Annotated in this window: 12 protein-coding genes; 4 read left to right on the top strand and 8 right to left on the bottom strand. The window is 69.7% G+C overall.

Annotated features, from left to right (window positions below):
* Window positions 1-28: 28 nt before the first annotated feature.
* Window positions 29-802, bottom strand: coding sequence for a LysR family substrate-binding domain-containing protein (locus tag KRR26_RS23500; RefSeq protein ID WP_328707198.1), 774 nt, complete (start codon window positions 800-802; stop codon window positions 29-31).
* On the bottom strand, window positions 803-967 hold the full coding sequence (locus tag KRR26_RS36990; RefSeq protein ID WP_236069097.1) for a LysR family transcriptional regulator: 165 nt from the start codon (window positions 965-967) through the stop codon (window positions 803-805).
* Between the two features lie 275 nt (window positions 968-1,242).
* Here KRR26_RS36990 and KRR26_RS23495 point away from each other — a divergent pair, with 275 nt between their 5' ends.
* Window positions 1,243-2,031, top strand: coding sequence for a tetratricopeptide repeat protein (locus KRR26_RS23495; protein ID WP_120203598.1), 789 nt, complete (start codon window positions 1,243-1,245; stop codon window positions 2,029-2,031).
* A 78-nt stretch (window positions 2,032-2,109) separates the two neighbouring features.
* Here KRR26_RS23495 and KRR26_RS23490 read toward each other — a convergent pair whose 3' ends face one another.
* The 4 genes from KRR26_RS23490 to KRR26_RS23475 all read right to left on the bottom strand — a co-directional run bounded on the left by KRR26_RS23490 (window position 2,110) and on the right by KRR26_RS23475 (window position 8,303).
* Window positions 2,110-3,438 carry an MFS transporter gene (locus KRR26_RS23490; RefSeq protein WP_236069095.1) on the bottom strand — a complete coding sequence of 443 codons (1,329 nt, stop codon included), beginning with the start codon at window positions 3,436-3,438 and terminating at the stop codon, window positions 2,110-2,112.
* A 42-nt stretch (window positions 3,439-3,480) separates the two neighbouring features.
* Window positions 3,481-3,696, bottom strand: coding sequence for a DUF3185 family protein (locus KRR26_RS23485; RefSeq protein WP_217080887.1), 216 nt, complete (start codon window positions 3,694-3,696; stop codon window positions 3,481-3,483).
* Between the two features lie 60 nt (window positions 3,697-3,756).
* Window positions 3,757-6,759, bottom strand: a complete 3,003-nt coding sequence (gene rnr / locus KRR26_RS23480; RefSeq protein ID WP_217080886.1) for a ribonuclease R — start codon at window positions 6,757-6,759, stop codon at window positions 3,757-3,759.
* Between the two features lie 128 nt (window positions 6,760-6,887).
* Complete coding sequence (locus tag KRR26_RS23475) at window positions 6,888-8,303, bottom strand: protease inhibitor I42 family protein (RefSeq protein WP_120203593.1); 1,416 nt, start codon at window positions 8,301-8,303, stop codon at window positions 6,888-6,890.
* A gap of 193 nt (window positions 8,304-8,496) precedes the next feature.
* Between KRR26_RS23475 and KRR26_RS23470 the strand changes: the two genes are divergently transcribed.
* From KRR26_RS23470 to KRR26_RS23460, 3 genes are all read left to right on the top strand, one after another.
* Complete coding sequence (locus tag KRR26_RS23470) at window positions 8,497-9,726, top strand: molybdopterin molybdotransferase MoeA (protein ID WP_217080885.1); 1,230 nt, start codon at window positions 8,497-8,499, stop codon at window positions 9,724-9,726.
* Between the two features lie 120 nt (window positions 9,727-9,846).
* Window positions 9,847-10,521, top strand: a complete 675-nt coding sequence (gene ribA, locus KRR26_RS23465; RefSeq protein ID WP_217080884.1) for a GTP cyclohydrolase II — start codon at window positions 9,847-9,849, stop codon at window positions 10,519-10,521.
* A gap of 73 nt (window positions 10,522-10,594) precedes the next feature.
* On the top strand, window positions 10,595-11,395 hold the full coding sequence (locus KRR26_RS23460) for an MBL fold metallo-hydrolase (RefSeq protein WP_328707197.1): 801 nt from the start codon (window positions 10,595-10,597) through the stop codon (window positions 11,393-11,395).
* On the opposite strand, the gene lipB is transcribed toward KRR26_RS23460, so the two are convergent.
* A complete protein-coding gene (lipB, locus tag KRR26_RS23455; protein WP_217080882.1) occupies window positions 11,385-12,476 on the bottom strand; it encodes a lipoyl(octanoyl) transferase LipB in 1,092 nt (363 codons plus the stop codon). The genes KRR26_RS23460 and lipB overlap by 11 nt on opposite strands.
* Window positions 12,473-14,032 carry a ClpX C4-type zinc finger protein gene (locus tag KRR26_RS23450; protein WP_217080881.1) on the bottom strand — a complete coding sequence of 520 codons (1,560 nt, stop codon included), beginning with the start codon at window positions 14,030-14,032 and terminating at the stop codon, window positions 12,473-12,475. Before KRR26_RS23450 ends, lipB begins: the two co-directional genes overlap by 4 nt.
* Between the last annotated feature and the right edge of the window lie 34 nt (window positions 14,033-14,066).

The following is a 14,066-nucleotide window of genomic DNA, read 5'->3' as shown; positions in this document are numbered from 1 at the left end:
CCGCGTCCAATACTTTGGAAACGCGATTTCAATACTTCGGAGATATCGAAACCACGTTCCCCGAGCGGCGTGCTTCGTGGAGGGCCGCCGTCTCGCGGGCCACGTCCAGGAAGGCCCGCACGAGCGGAGACCGATCGCCCTGTCGCCACGCGACGGTGAGGTCCACCCGCGGCGCGGGGTCCGTGAGGGGACGAAACACCACGCCCTCGCGCTGGAGCACCTGGTACGTGGCGGGCACCATCGTCACGCCCAGCCCTCCCGCCACCAGCGCGATGCGCGCGTGAAGTTCGGTCGCCTGCTGGGCGATGCGCGGGGTGATGCCGTGCAGGGCACACGCCTGCACGACGAGGTCATGCAGCGTCCCACAGCCACTGTGTCGCGGAGGCAACACCACCGGCTCACGGGCCAGATCCGCGAGCTCCACCCGCGCGCGAGAGGCCAGCGGATGCCCCTCCGGCAGCACGGCGACCAACTCCTCGGCCAGCACGGACTCCTGGCACAGCCCGCTCACGTCCTTCATCGACCGCAGCAACCCCACCTGGAGCTTCTCCTGGAGAAGCGCCTCCACCTGATCCGGCGAGCGAAGCTCCTCGAGGTGCAGCTCCACGTCGGGGTACTGCCGGCGGAAGGCCCTGAGCAGCGCGGGGAAGAAGTGGAACGCCACCGAGCCCACGAAGCCCACGGACAGGTGCCCGGAGTCCCCGCGCGCGGCCTTCTGGGCGGCCAGCGCGGCGTGCTCGGCCCGCTCCAGGACCCCGCGCGCTTCCCGCAGGAACGCCGCGCCCGCCTCGGTGAGCTTCACCTAGCGCCGCTGGCTGCGCTCCAGCAGGAGGACGCCCAGCTCCTCTTCCAAGCGGCGGATCTGCTGACTCAGCGGGGGCTGCGCCATGTGCAGCCGCGCCGCCGCGCGTCCGAAGTGGAGCTCCTCCGCGACCGCGATGAAGTAGTGCAGGTGGCGCAGTTCCATGGCACGCACCTATACGAGAGCCCGCCCCCGCCGTCACGCACCGCTCGGACGCTCCGCGTGCCCCGGACCTCCCCGGCCCCAGAAGGCGGGCATCTATCCAGGCCCTCACACGTCCATCCCCTCCCGAGTCGAGGCCCCCTGTCAGGGCGGGAACGTGGTAGGCGAGTTCGGGTATGCTCCCAGGCCCGTGAGGGGCCCCTGGAGGGAGCCCCAAAGGCTGTTTTCCGAACCGTGTCCGGCACGCGAGGCCGGGCATCCGCCAGAAAGGCTTGTCGATGAAGCACATCGGACGTGTTGGATTGGTGCTCGGGGTGCTGGCCCTGGGCGGCGTGACGGGCTGCAAGAACGAGCAGGAGGAGCAGGCGAACTCCCACCGCATCGCCGGCACCAACTTCCTGGCGGACAAGAAGTACGCCGAGGCCATCAAGGAGTACGAGCTGTCGCTCCAGGCCAACCCGAACCAGGAGAAGGTCTGGGAGAAGAAGGCCTTCGCGCACCTGCAGGCGGGCGACCCCGCCGCGGCGGCGACCTCGGCCCTCAAGCTCCTCGAGTACCGCAAGGAGCCCGCCCAGAAGGCGGAGGTCTACCGGAACATCGCCGGCTTCTACATGCAGGGCGGCCCGGTGGAGAAGGCCGAGGAGTACTTCAACGAGGCGCTGAAGATCGACCCGAAGGACGAGGCCTCGCTGGGCTGGATCGCGGAGATCTACTCGCAGAAGGGCGGCGCGCGCTCCATGACCGCGCCCGTCGTCCCCGAGAGCCTCGACAAGGCCCTCTCGTATTACGACAAGGTCCTGGCCATCAACCCGAACTCGGCCAACACGTACCTCAACAAGCGCATCGTGATGTTGAAGTACATCCAGTACGAGAACGACCAGAAGGACGCGGCCCTCTCCGAGGCCACCGAGAACGCCAAGGACGCCGCCATCGTGGCCGAGGCCAAGGCCCGCGCGGACCAGCACCAGGCCCGCGCCGAGGAGTTCAAGAAGCAGTTCGACGAGGTGAACAAGAAGTTCGGCGAGCTGGCCAAGGCCGCCAAGGGTCAGGCCGCAGCGAAGCCGTAGCCCTCGCCCTCGCGCCGTGACACCCGGGCCCGGAGTCCCGAGGCAGCTGCCTCGGTGCTTCCGGGCCCTGTCACATCCTCACGACTCTTGAGGACCGGTGCGCTCCGCCCCCGCCGCCATCCCCGACGCCACCTCGGCTGGGATGATGCCCAGGCGCGCGTAGATGGGGCGCACGTGCTCGCGCAGCGACGGCAGTCGCCACCGGAACAACACCGCGGCGACGATGCACGCCGCCCCGCCCAGCGCGATGGTGAAGGGAGCCCCCACCCGCGACGCGAGCGAGCCCGCCAACAGACTGCCGAACGGCACCGTCCCCATGAAGGCCATGGAGTAGAAGCTCATGACGCGCCCGCGCATGCGCTCCTCGACGATGGTCTGCAGGACGGTGTTGCACGCGGCCATCGTCACCATCATCCCGAAGCCCGTCGCCACGAGCGTCACCAGCGACAGCACCAACCCGCGCGAGAGCGAGAACGCGAGCTGCCCCACGCCGAACACCGCCGCGGTGGTGACGATGACACGGCCCAGGCCCCGCACGGAGCGGCGCGATGCGAGGAAGATGGCGCCAATGAGCGCGCCCAGCCCCGAGGCCGCCATGAGCCAGCCCAGCACGTTCGCTCCACCCTGGAGCACCTTCGAGGCGATGATGGGCATCAGCACCGTGTAGGGCGTGCCCATGAGGCTCATCACCGCCAGCAGCGCGAGCACCGTGCGGATGGGCGGGAAGTGGTAGGCGTAACGGAAGCCCTCGCGAAGCTCCGAGAGCACGTGCTGGTGCTGCGCGTTCGGCGCCCGAGGGCGCACGCGCATGGCCAGCAGCGAGGCGATCACCGCCAGATAGCTGAACCCATCAATGAGGAAGCAGCCCCCCTCCCCCACCGCGGCCACGAGCGCGCCCGCCACCGAGGGCCCCAGCAGGCGCGCCGCATTGAACATGCTGGAGTTGAGCGCGATGGCATTGGGCAGGTCCTCACGCGCATCAATCATCTCCACCACGAAGGACTGTCGCGCGGGGATGTCGAACGCATTGATGACGCCTTGAACGACGCTCAGCACGACGATGTGCCACACGGCGATGACGCCGGAGAGCGCCAGGGCCGCCAGCGCGAACGACTGGAGCATCGCCAGCACTTGCGTCCACACCAGCACGCGGTGCCGATTCCAGCGGTCCGCCAGCACACCCGCGAACGGCGCGACCAGGAACGTGGGGAGCTGTCCGCAGAAGCCCACCACGCCCAGGAGCATCGCCGAGCCACTCAAGCGATACACCAACCAGCTCGTCGCCACCCGCGTCAGCCACGTCCCGATGAGCGAGACGCTCTGCCCCGAGAAGAAGAGGCGGTAGTTGCGGTGACCCAGCGCCCGAAGCATGAACCGCCAGTCGCTCGCAGCCCGCTCTGCCGCCATGGTGCTCCGCTCCTCCGCGCTGGGTGCCGACGAAGTCAGAAGCTAACGCCGCCGCCCACCGCCCAGCACGAGCAGGGCGAGCCCGCCCACCAGCGCCGCCCCGCCGCCCGCCAGGTAGCCCGTCGTCGTGTCACTGTTGCGGCCGGTGAGCAGCTCCGTCGCGCGCTCCGACAAGGAGTCGCGGGCTTTCATTCCCGTCCACAGCAGCACGCCCCCCACCACGACGAGCATCAGTCCCACGACGCGGGCAGCACCCACATGTCCTCCTTGATGGTTCCCCGTGGGGCACGCAGCCCCGCGGGGTCGGTCCGACCCGGGTCAGCGCTTGCGCCCGGGGGACTTCTTGGAGCGTCCCACGGACTTCTTGGGAGCGCGCGACATTCCACCGCTCGACTTCTTCGCGCCGCCAGCCTTCACCTTCTTGCGCGGCGCAAGCGCGCCCGCATCACGCGGAGCCCACCCGCCCGAGTCCGCCGGACCGCGCGGCTCCGTGCCCACCTCGCGCCCCCGCGACGCATCCCACTTGCGCTGCGAGGCCAGGGCCCGGATGCGGTCGAAGCCCGGATGCGGCGAGGGTGATGCCTCACCCGAGGCAAGCGACTCCGACTCAGGCACCTCGGGAGTCGGTTCAGCGGAAACAGGAGACTCACTCGGAGCCGTGGGCACAGCCGCCGGGCGCACGAACATGCGCCGCTTCGGCGTCGCGGGCGCCGGCGTGGACTCCATCCCCGGCCAACGTGTCGTGGACGCCTCCGCCTCGACGGAACGGGAGCGAGGCCCGCGCGCGGGAGCGGCCTCTTCGCGACGCCCCTCTCGGCTGAAGCGCCCGCGAGGGCGCGTGGGCTCCGGCTCGGTCCACGGCAGCGCCTCCGCGATGGGCTCGGGAAGCGCCTCCAGCGCCTTCGCCACATCTGAGTCCGCGGGGGGAGGCATCCAGGGCCGCCCTGACTTCGCGGCCTCGCGCTCGCGGCGTCCAGGCCGCTTCGCGCGCTCGCCAGGCCGGTGCGCGGGAGCCGGCGCGGGCGGAGCCCACTCTCGGCGACGGCGGGGTGGCGCGAAGCCACCGCGGCTGGGCAGCGGGGCCTCTCCCGCGAACTGGAGCGCCTCGAAGTCGATCTTCCGCGACGTGGGATTCGCTGACACCAACCGCACGCGCAGCGCCTGGCCCACGCGGACGCGGCGCCCGTTCGGGTACACGAGGGCGTGCACGCGCTTGTCCAGCTTCGAGCCCGGCCCCAGCGTCTCCGCCTTCACCAGCCCCTCGACGTGCACCGTGTCCAGCTCCACGAAGAAGCCGAAGTCGGCGATGCCCGCCACGGTGGCGTCGAACTCCTCGCCCACCCGGTCTTCCATCATCAAGGCCGCGTAGAAGGACACCACCTCGCGCTCGACCTGCATGGCGGCGCGCTCGCGCTCGGAGCACTGCACGGCCATGTCCTCCAGCCGCTCCTCCTCGCGCTCCAACTGCGCCTCGGTGGGCTTGCGCCCCTTGCGAGCCCAGTGCGCCTTCAGCAACCGGTGCACCAGCAAGTCCGGGTAGCGCCGGATGGGCGAGGTGAAGTGCAGGTAGTACTCCGCCGCGAGCCCGTAGTGGCCCACGCGCGAGGACGTGTAGACCGCCTGCATCATCGAGCGGAGCAGCAGCTGGTTGAGCGCCCTCTGCTCGGGGTGGCCCTCCAGTTGACTGACGAAGGCGTCCAGTTCCTTCGAGGACACGCCATCCTCGATGTGGAGCACGAAGCCATAGGCCTGCGCGAGCGCGGCGAAGGCCGCCAGCTTGTCGGGGTCCGGCTCGCCATGGAACCGGTACACCGTGGGCAGGCCTTCATCTTGGAAGAACGCTGCGACCGCCTCGTTGGCGGCGAGCATGCACTCCTCGATGAGTCGATGGCTGTCCTTGCGCTCGCGCTTGTCCATGCGCTCGGGCAGGCCATCCGGGCCCAGCACCACCTTGTGCTCCGGCAAATCGAAGTCGATGGCGCCGCGATCCTTGCGCATGCCCATCAACGCGCGCGCCAAGGCCATGAGCTGCTGGAAGTGCGGCTTGAAGGCGTTGCGGTGCGGCACGTCCTTGTCATCGAGGACGTCCTGCACCTCGTTGTACGTGCACCGCGCCACGCTGCGCATCACCGCCGGATACAGCTCCGACGAGCGCCGGTGGCCCCGCGCATCGAACGTCATGTCCGCCACCATGCACAGACGGTCCTCGTCCGGACGCAGCGAGCAGATGCCGTTACTCAGGCGCTCGGGGAGCATGGGCAGGACGCGATCCGGCAGGTACACGGACGTCGCGCGGCGCAAGGCCTCGGTATCCAGCGCGCGGCGCTCACGCACGTAATGCGTCACGTCCGCGATGGCCACCACCAGCCGCCAGCCATTCCCGTGGGGCTCGGCGTACACCGCGTCGTCGAAGTCCCGCGCGTCCTCTCCGTCGATGGTGACGAGCGGCAGCGCGCGCAAATCCTTCCGCTGCTCGCCGCGCGCCTCCTCCTCGGACACGCGCACCTCGAAGGCGTCCGCCTCGTCCATGACCTCCGGAGGGAACTCATCGGAGAAGCCCTGGGAGTACGCGATGCCAATCACCTCGGCGCTGGGCGTACCGGGGCGCCCGAGCGAACCCGCGACCTCACCGATGAGATCCCGTCCCGGGGAGAGCAGATTCGCGCCAATGCCCAGTCGCACCTTCACCAGGTCGCCGTCTCGCGCCATCTGCGTGAGCGGCACGCGAATGGGCCCCGGCAGGCTCGCGTCCGTGGGCACGACGAGTCCGTGACGGCCATGCGTCACGTAGGTCCCCACCGCCAGCTCGCGCCGCCGTTCGACGACGCGGATCAGCCGCCCCTCGAAGCGACCGGGACGCCCCGACACCTCGACCACCACGCGGTCGTTGTCGAGCGCCCGCTGCGCTTCATGCGGAGGCAGGAAGATGTTCTCCCCCTCCCCCGAAACGGGGTGCACGAAGCCGAAGCCGTCGCGGTGGACGTGGAGCGTTCCCTCCACCGTGGACTCACCATCGGCGTCCCAGTCGTCCTGCGAGGCAGGGGCGCGCGACAGGCGGCCTGGAGGACGGGGGCGCTCACGCTCGGCGCGTCCACCACGCGTGGGGGAGCGCTCAGGGCGCGGGGACTGGGAGACGACGTTGAGGCGGAAGCGCTTGCCGTCCTTGGCGATGTCGCCTTGGCGAACCAGGTCGCGAAGGGCGCGCTTGAGCGCGGTCTGCTGGCCAGGGTGCAGACCCGCGAGGCGCAGGAGTTCCTTCACCCCAAGGGGGTGATCGGCGTCAGCGAGGAGTTGCTTGAGATGTTCGGGAGTCAGAGTCACGGGAGGGATGCGGCTCGGCCGCTACGGGAACGGGTAGGCCCGGAGTGGCCGGGCGAGAACCCCCCGGCGAGCGCTCGCCCCCCCGGTCCCATTCGGTCCGGGTGGGGGGCGCGCGGCACTTCCACGTCTCAGGGCTTGACCGTCACGTTGATCTTGAAGGAGCGCTCGACCTGACCGGGCATGAAGGCCTTGGCCAGGAAGAACTCCACTTCGAAGGTGCCGGGGTTTCGCGGCGTGAAGAAGAATTCGCGGGTCGCCTGGCCGCCGCCACTGGCACCCGACTCGAAGTTCGCCTCGCGCAGACCTACGCGCTTGGCGATGGTGGGCTCGATGGCCCAGGTGGCGCCGGGCTGCTCGGGCAGGCGCACGGTGAGGCCGTGGTTGAGCTTCACGTCCACGCTCGTGGGCACCTCGCCCTCGATGTGAACGATCTCCATCTCGTCGCGAAGAACCGCGCGCGCTTCGGAGGGCCGAGGCTCCACGGTCTCAGCGCCGATGCGCCCACCCCAGCCAGCCAGCTTGTCCACGACGCCCGTCACCTGCAGCGTCTGACCGACAAACTTGCGCAGCCCCTTACCGGCCGCCTTGCCCTCCACGATGAAGGACACCTGCTGGCGCGTGCCTCCGTTGGACACGACGAGCACGTACTCCTCGCCCGTCATCTCCAGGTTGCCCCGGATGCTGGCGAAGCCCTTGATGCCGGCGCCCATGCCCGCGGCCACCAGCATCGACACCTCACCTGGCGACAGGTAGCGCAGCTTGGGCTCGGTCTCGACCGGAACGACCTCCGGGACCTCGACCTCAGGCTTCTTCGCCGAGTACTTGCGCACGTCCACCACGCCGCTGTGGTTGGTGGTCTTGCGGATGAGGCCGCTGACGGAGACCTTGTGGTCCACGTACGCCGGCAGCACCTCCTGGTCCGGGCCCTGGAGCAGGAACAGCAGCTCGCGCTTGTCCCGGCCCACCACGACCAGATGCGGCATCTCGCCGTTCACGATGAGGCGGCCCTTGAGGCTGCCCTCGCCCATGACACCCCGGCCCTCGCCAGCCGTGAGGAGCTGCTCCATCTCACGCTTGGTCAGGGGCTCGCCGGGAGGAGGGAGCTTGGTGGCGCGAGGACGGGGGCGATCCACGGCCGGAGCCGCAGGGGCCGCGGCAGCGCCCTTGGCGCCCTTGCCCGTCGCCTTCTTGCCAGCGGGAGCCTCGGCGGGGGCGGCCTTGGCGGCGGGGGTCTTGCCCACCGCCTTGGCGGCGGGCGCGGCGGCCTTCATCCCCGACGCGGCCTTCGCCTTGCCCTTGGCCTCCACGACCTTCTCGGCCTTCTCAGGCTTGGCCTTCTCGGCGGGAACCTTCTTCGCCGCTGCGGCCTTGCCCTTCGTACCCTCGGAGGGCGCCTTCGCCGGCTTCGCCTCGACCTTCGCCACCTTCTTGGAGGCGTTCTTGATCAGGTCCAGCCGGGCTGCCTTGTCCTTCTTTGCGGCGGGCTTGGCACCAGCCTTGGCAGCGGGAGTCGCCTTCTTCGCCCCGGACTTGGGCTTGGCCATCGACGCCGTCTCCTTGAAAGTTCCCGTGTCTTATCAACGGGTTGGCGGGACGCCCCCGAGTGGGACGCGGGCCTCGCGATCACGATTGCTTGTAACGATGATCAGGAGGGCTGTCAAACTAACACTTGATTTTCCCACGGACTTTGGTCGTGAAAACGCCCCCGTGACGCGCGCTCGGGACTATAAATCCGCCATGACTGACGCCCCCGCCCTCTTGCCCGTGGAGGACGCCCGAGCCCGCGTGCTGGAGCGCGTGGACCCGCTCTCCCCAGAGTGGGTCCCGCTGGATGACGCGCTGGGGCGGGCGCTGGCCGAGGACGTGGTCGCGCGCCGCACGCTCCCGCCTTGGGACAACTCGGCCATGGACGGGTACGCCGTGCGCGCGGCGGACCTCACCCGGCCCCTCCCCGTCCGGCTCTCCGTGGGCGAGACGGTCTATGCCGGCCACGTGCCCACACGGCCCCTCCAGGATGGTGAGTGCGCGCGGATCATGACCGGTGCGCCGCTGCCCCCCGGCACGGACGCGGTGGTGATGCGCGAGAAGACCCGCGCGGCCGAGGGGCCTGGAGACGCGGTGGACATCCTGGAAGCCGTGGCGGTGGGGACCTTCGTGCGGCCCCGGGGTGAGGAGGCTCGCGCCGGCGAGGTCCTCCTGCCGCGTGGCACGCCCCTGGGCATCCCCGAACTGGGGCTCTTGTGGGCGCAGGGGCTCGGCGCGGCGCGGGTGCCGCGGCGCCCTCGGGTGGCCATCCTCTCCACGGGCGATGAGCTGTGCCGCCCGGACGAACCGCCGGAAGGCCGCATCGTCGACACCAACGCCCCCGCGCTGGCGCTGGCCGTGCGGCGCGCGGGAGGTGTTGCGAGCCTCCTGGGCATCGCCCGGGACACGCGCGCGGACGTGGAGGCCGCCCTCGCTCGGGCCGAGGGCTTCGACGTGGTCCTCACCAGCGCGGGCGTCTCCGTGGGCGAGCGGGACTTCGTCAAGGACGCCCTGGAGGCGCTCGGCGTGCAGCGGCACTTCTGGCGCGTGGCCATCAAGCCCGGCAAGCCGCTGCTGGTGGGCACGCGAGGGGCCACCCTCTTCCTGGGCCTGCCTGGCAACCCCACGTCCTCCCTGGTGACGTTCGAGCTGTTCGTCCGGCCCGCCCTGCGCCGCATGCTCGGCCACGTCCAGGTGGAGCCACCCCGAGTACCCGGCCGCCTGGAGGGCGCGCTCTCCAAGCCCCCGGGACTGGCCCACTTCATCCGGGTCTCGGCGGCCTGGAGAGAGGGCGAGCTGTGGGCGCACCCCTTGGCCACCCAGACCTCGGGTGTTCTCAGGTCAGCGGCCCTGGCCACGCACCTGCTCCACTTCCCCCAGGCCGCCAACAGCCTGGCTCATGGCGCCCATGTGGAATTGCTCCCGCTGTCCTGGGTGGGATGAGGAACACACGACCGGGCGTTGCATCTGACCTCGTGATTTGTTCGAAGGGCCCTCCCCTGTCGCCTTGACATGATTCCAGGGCGACCCCAAAGAGAGTCCGGCAACGGGAGAAGACACACCATGTCTGACACGCGCTCACCACAGGTCCTGCCGACCCGCAAGCCGACCCAGTTCCTGGAGCGGTATTCCGAGGCGGACGTGCCCACGGCGCGGGGTGTCCTGCGGACCATCGTGTTCCGGGACAAGCGCAATGGCCGGGAGCACGTGGCGCTGACCGTGGGCAACGTGACGGGCCTGGAGGGGGTCCCGGTGCGGATCCACTCCGAGTGCCTCACGAGCGAGGTTTTTGGCAGCCTCAAGTGCGACTGCCGGCAGCAGCTCGACCGGTCGCTGGATTTCATCGCCCAGCAGGGGCTCGGGGTGGTCCTGTACCTGCGCCAGGAGGGCCGGGGAATTGGCCTGGGCAACAAGATCAAGGCCTATGCGCTGCAGGCCAAGGGCCTGGACACCTACGAGGCCAACCGGCAGCTCGGCTTCGCGGATGATCTGCGCACCTACGACATCGCGGCGGAGATGCTGCGCGGCCTGGATGTACGCTCCGTGGATCTGATCACCAACAACCCGCTGAAGATCGCGGGGCTGGTGGAGGAAGGCATCCCGGTACGTCGCCGAATCCCTTCCCGGACCGAGCACAATCCGCATAACGTCGACTACTTGAAGACGAAGCGTGAGCGTACGGGGCACCTGATTGAGCTCTTCGCCGAGGACGACGACACGGAAGCCCAGACCGGCTGAGCGCCCGGCGAAGGGACGCAACACGCTGGCCCGCAACAAGGCGCGAGGTCCCTTCGAGGTCCGCTTCTGGGGCGTGCGCGGGTCCATTCCCGCGCCAGGTCCGGCGACGAAGCGCTACGGCGGCAACACGCCCTGCGTGGAGGTGCGGTGCGGAGGTGAACTCCTCATCTTCGACCTGGGCTCTGGCGCACGAGCGCTGGGCGATGAGCTGGGGCTCAAGCCGCTCAACGCCTCCATCTTCATCTCGCACTACCACTACGACCATTTGCAGGGCCTGCCGTTCTTCGCGCCCATGTTCGGGCCGGACAACGCCATCACCCTGTTCGGCTCGCCTCGCAACGGGCAGTCGGTGAAGCAGATTCTCGCCGGACAGATGATGCCCCCGTACTTCCCGGTGACGGCGGAGGCGGTCTTCCGTGCGCGCGTGGAGTACCGCGACGTGGTGGCGGGCGAAGTCCTCGAGGTGGGCCCCGCGCGCGTGCGCACGCTGGAGCTCAACCACCCAGGTGGCAACCTCGGCTATCGCGTGGACTACCAGGGACGGTCGCTCGTGTACGCGACGGATGTCGAGCACGGCAGCGAGTTGGACTCACGCCTCTTCGACTTCGCGCGCGGCGCCGACCTGCTCATCTACGACTCGATGTACACCGAGGACGAGTACCACGGCCGCACCGGGCCCGCGCGCACGGGCTGGGGCCACTCCACCTGGGAGGCGGCGGTGCACGCCGCCAACGCCAGCGACGTGAAGTCGCTCGTCCTCTTCCATCACGATCCCACGCGTGACGACGCGAAGATGGACAAGTTGGTCCGCCAGGTGCGCAAGCATCGCCCCGAGGCCATCGCGGCCAAGGAGTCGATGGTCCTCAAGCTCTGAGGGCGAAGCGCGCCACCGCGCGCCGCACCGTCTCGCGCAGGCCCTCGAAGGGCAGTCGCTCCAGCGCGGCGGGGACGTCTACCCACTCGAAGGCATCGTGCTCCGGGCTCAGGCGAACGCGCGCATCGGGCACGCCCTGGGCGCCGAAGCCGTGCTCTTGGACGAGCCGCAGGGGGGCTGCGTTCCCCACCGCGAAGGCGTGGCGGTAGTCGAGATCCATCGGAGTGAGCACCAGGCCCGTCTCCTCCGCGAGCTCGCGGGCCGCGGCCTGCGCTGGCGTCTCCCCTGCTTCGATCCTCCCGGTGACGACCTGCCAGAAGCCTCCGCGTTCGGGGCGCCGACGCAGGAGCAGGACTTGAAGCTCCGGACCGTGGCCGCGCAGGGCCGCCACGCTCACGGTTCGCGTGGGCTCGGGCGCCTCGATGCGCTGACTCTCGAACACCTCGCAGACGTTGCGCGCGAGCACCTCCTCCACATCGGGAATGGCGAGCGCGTGCCCCAGCTCGCGCTGCATGGAGGTGACCCCGGCCTCGCGAATGCCGCAGGGAACGATGAGCTGGAAGTGCTCCAGTCGCGTGTTCACGTTCAGCGCGAAGCCATGCGTGGTGAGCCAGCGCGACAGGTGCACGCCGATGGCGGCGATCTTCCGCGCATCCGGAGAGCCCTCGCCACCGACCCAGACTCCCGGCCACTTGGGGATGGTGCCGGACGTGATGCCGAAGGTGGCGAGCGACTGGATGATGCAGCGCTCGACGTCGCGCACGTAGCGGCGCACGTCCTGGCGTTCGGAGGGCAGGAGGAAGATGGGGTAACCGACGATCTGCCCAGGCCCGTGGTACGTGACGTCCCCACCGCGATTGGTGTCGAAGGTCGTCACGCCCTCGGCCGCGAGGTCCGCGTCGCTGGCGGTGATGTTCTCGCGCCTGGCGGCGCGCCCGAGCGTGAGGACCGGCGGATGCTCCAGCAGCAACAGCGAGTCCGACACCTGTCCCTGCAAGCGGGCTTCACCCAGCAACTGCATGAGGCGCAGGCCGTCCTCGTATTCAACCCGGCCGAGCCGGTAGACGGTGATGGTGTTCACGACGAGCCCTTCCGCCGCCCTCTGCCACGGGCACGGGCTGGCTTTGCGCGGGGCTCCAGTCGCCAGGAGCCCGCGATGACACGAGACAAGAGGGCGCGCAGCTCATGGCCCGCACGCGGCGAACGCAGAGCCTCGGCCGCGAAGGCGGCCAGCACGTCCTCGGACAAGGAGATCGCGGGCGAGCGCTGTGACAGCCACGTCTTCGCCATCTCCACGAAATCCGCCCGCGAGGGCATGGGCAACGGAACGAATCCCTGAACGTGCTCCAGCACGGCAAGGTGCATCCGGCCCTCGACAGCTTCCGATAGTCCCGCGGTGCTGGGCACGAACAGTCGGCCCGCATCGCCGCGCAAGGTCCACCCCGCTGACTTGGGTATCCCACGCGCGCTGAGGACAACTGGAGACCGCGACGGCTTCGACAGGAACGCCGCCAACGCGCGCTGCGAAGCAGGGCCCAGGCGATCCACGTCCTCCACCAGGAGACATTCCGCGGAAGTCCCCTCCTCCAGCGAGCCCACTGTGGCCATGATCCCCTGGCCTGACTTCGAGAAGGCCTCCAGCAACGTGCTCTTACCGCTCCCTTCGAGCCCGACGAGCAGGACACAGCGGGCCCCTGCGCGGAGGGCGTCCGCGATCATCGCGAACGGCCGCTCCTGTCCCGCGCGCACAGGCGCCACCGCCACGGGCGGAGAGGCGACATGCGCGGTCCCGGCCCGAGGAACCGCGGTCACCTCGGACAGAAGCCGCGTGGACTCATCCAAGCAAGCGCGACAGATGAACGCGCCCGCGGGGCTCGCGACGAGCGCCCCCACTTCTCCTCGCGGACGGCAGCAGAAGGAGCACCACGCCTCGACCTCCTCCGGCGCGCGAACGGGACCGCGCTCGATGAGACGAGGAGTGCCTCGACGCCCGCGACCTTCGCGCCGGGGGGGCGCCTCCTTCAGCACCTCCTCCAACCGCTGAAGATCCGCTTCGATTGGAGCATCGAGCACCCAGCGCTCCTGCTCAGTCGGCTCGTCGTTCCGTGCATCGGTAGCGGACACCGCGAGCAGCGCTTCGTCAATGAGGCGCTGGCGCAGCGAAGCCTCCACCTCGGACTCCGGTACCGAATCGAACTGAGGAGTCCCCACAAGGAACTCCGCGTCGCCCCCGAGGGAGCGCACCGGCTCCGATTCAGGCCGCCACTCCGAACGCTCCGAATCCGCCGCGTGCGACGGCTCCGCATCCAGTGCCGTGCGGATGGACTCCAGCGAGTTCAGCTCACGCGCATCCAGTGCAGAGGTCTCCTCGACGCGGATGGACTCCCGCGAGTGCGCCGCATGCACGACGTCCAGACTGAGGCGCGTCGCCATCAGTCGATTCGCGGCGTCCGAGCCTGCGCTTCGCGGCGCGTCCAGCCGCTCCGCGTGCCGGAGCAACTGTGCGGCGCGCGCGGCCATGCCCGCCCGCTGATAGAGCGCGGCCGCCCGCTGGAGGCAATCGACAGCGTGAGCCGTGTTGCCCTGGCTCTCGGCGGACTGCGCGGCGCGAAGGAGGTCGCGAGGGTTCTCGGACATACAAGAGAAAGACTAACCGTCCCGGCTCGCCGAC

Source organism: Citreicoccus inhibens (genome assembly GCF_019039035.1).
Classification (GTDB): domain Bacteria; phylum Myxococcota; class Myxococcia; order Myxococcales; family Myxococcaceae; genus Citreicoccus; species Citreicoccus inhibens.
This window is presented reverse-complemented; position numbering and strand designations above follow the sequence as displayed.

What these genes read in the sequence shown, in the direction of transcription:
- KRR26_RS23450 (WP_217080881.1), bottom strand. Translation starts at nt 14,032, where the DNA reads ATGTCCGAGAACCCTCGCGACCTCCTTCGCGCCGCGCAGTCCGCCGAG.
- KRR26_RS23490 (WP_236069095.1), bottom strand. Translation starts at nt 3,438, where the DNA reads ATGGCGGCAGAGCGGGCTGCGAGCGACTGGCGGTTCATGCTTCGGGCG.
- KRR26_RS23470 (WP_217080885.1), top strand. Translation starts at nt 8,497, where the DNA reads ATGACTGACGCCCCCGCCCTCTTGCCCGTGGAGGACGCCCGAGCCCGC.
- KRR26_RS23475 (WP_120203593.1), bottom strand. Translation starts at nt 8,303, where the DNA reads ATGGCCAAGCCCAAGTCCGGGGCGAAGAAGGCGACTCCCGCTGCCAAG.
- KRR26_RS23495 (WP_120203598.1), top strand. Translation starts at nt 1,243, where the DNA reads ATGAAGCACATCGGACGTGTTGGATTGGTGCTCGGGGTGCTGGCCCTG.
- KRR26_RS36990 (WP_236069097.1), bottom strand. Translation starts at nt 967, where the DNA reads ATGGAACTGCGCCACCTGCACTACTTCATCGCGGTCGCGGAGGAGCTC.
- ribA (WP_217080884.1), top strand. Translation starts at nt 9,847, where the DNA reads ATGTCTGACACGCGCTCACCACAGGTCCTGCCGACCCGCAAGCCGACC.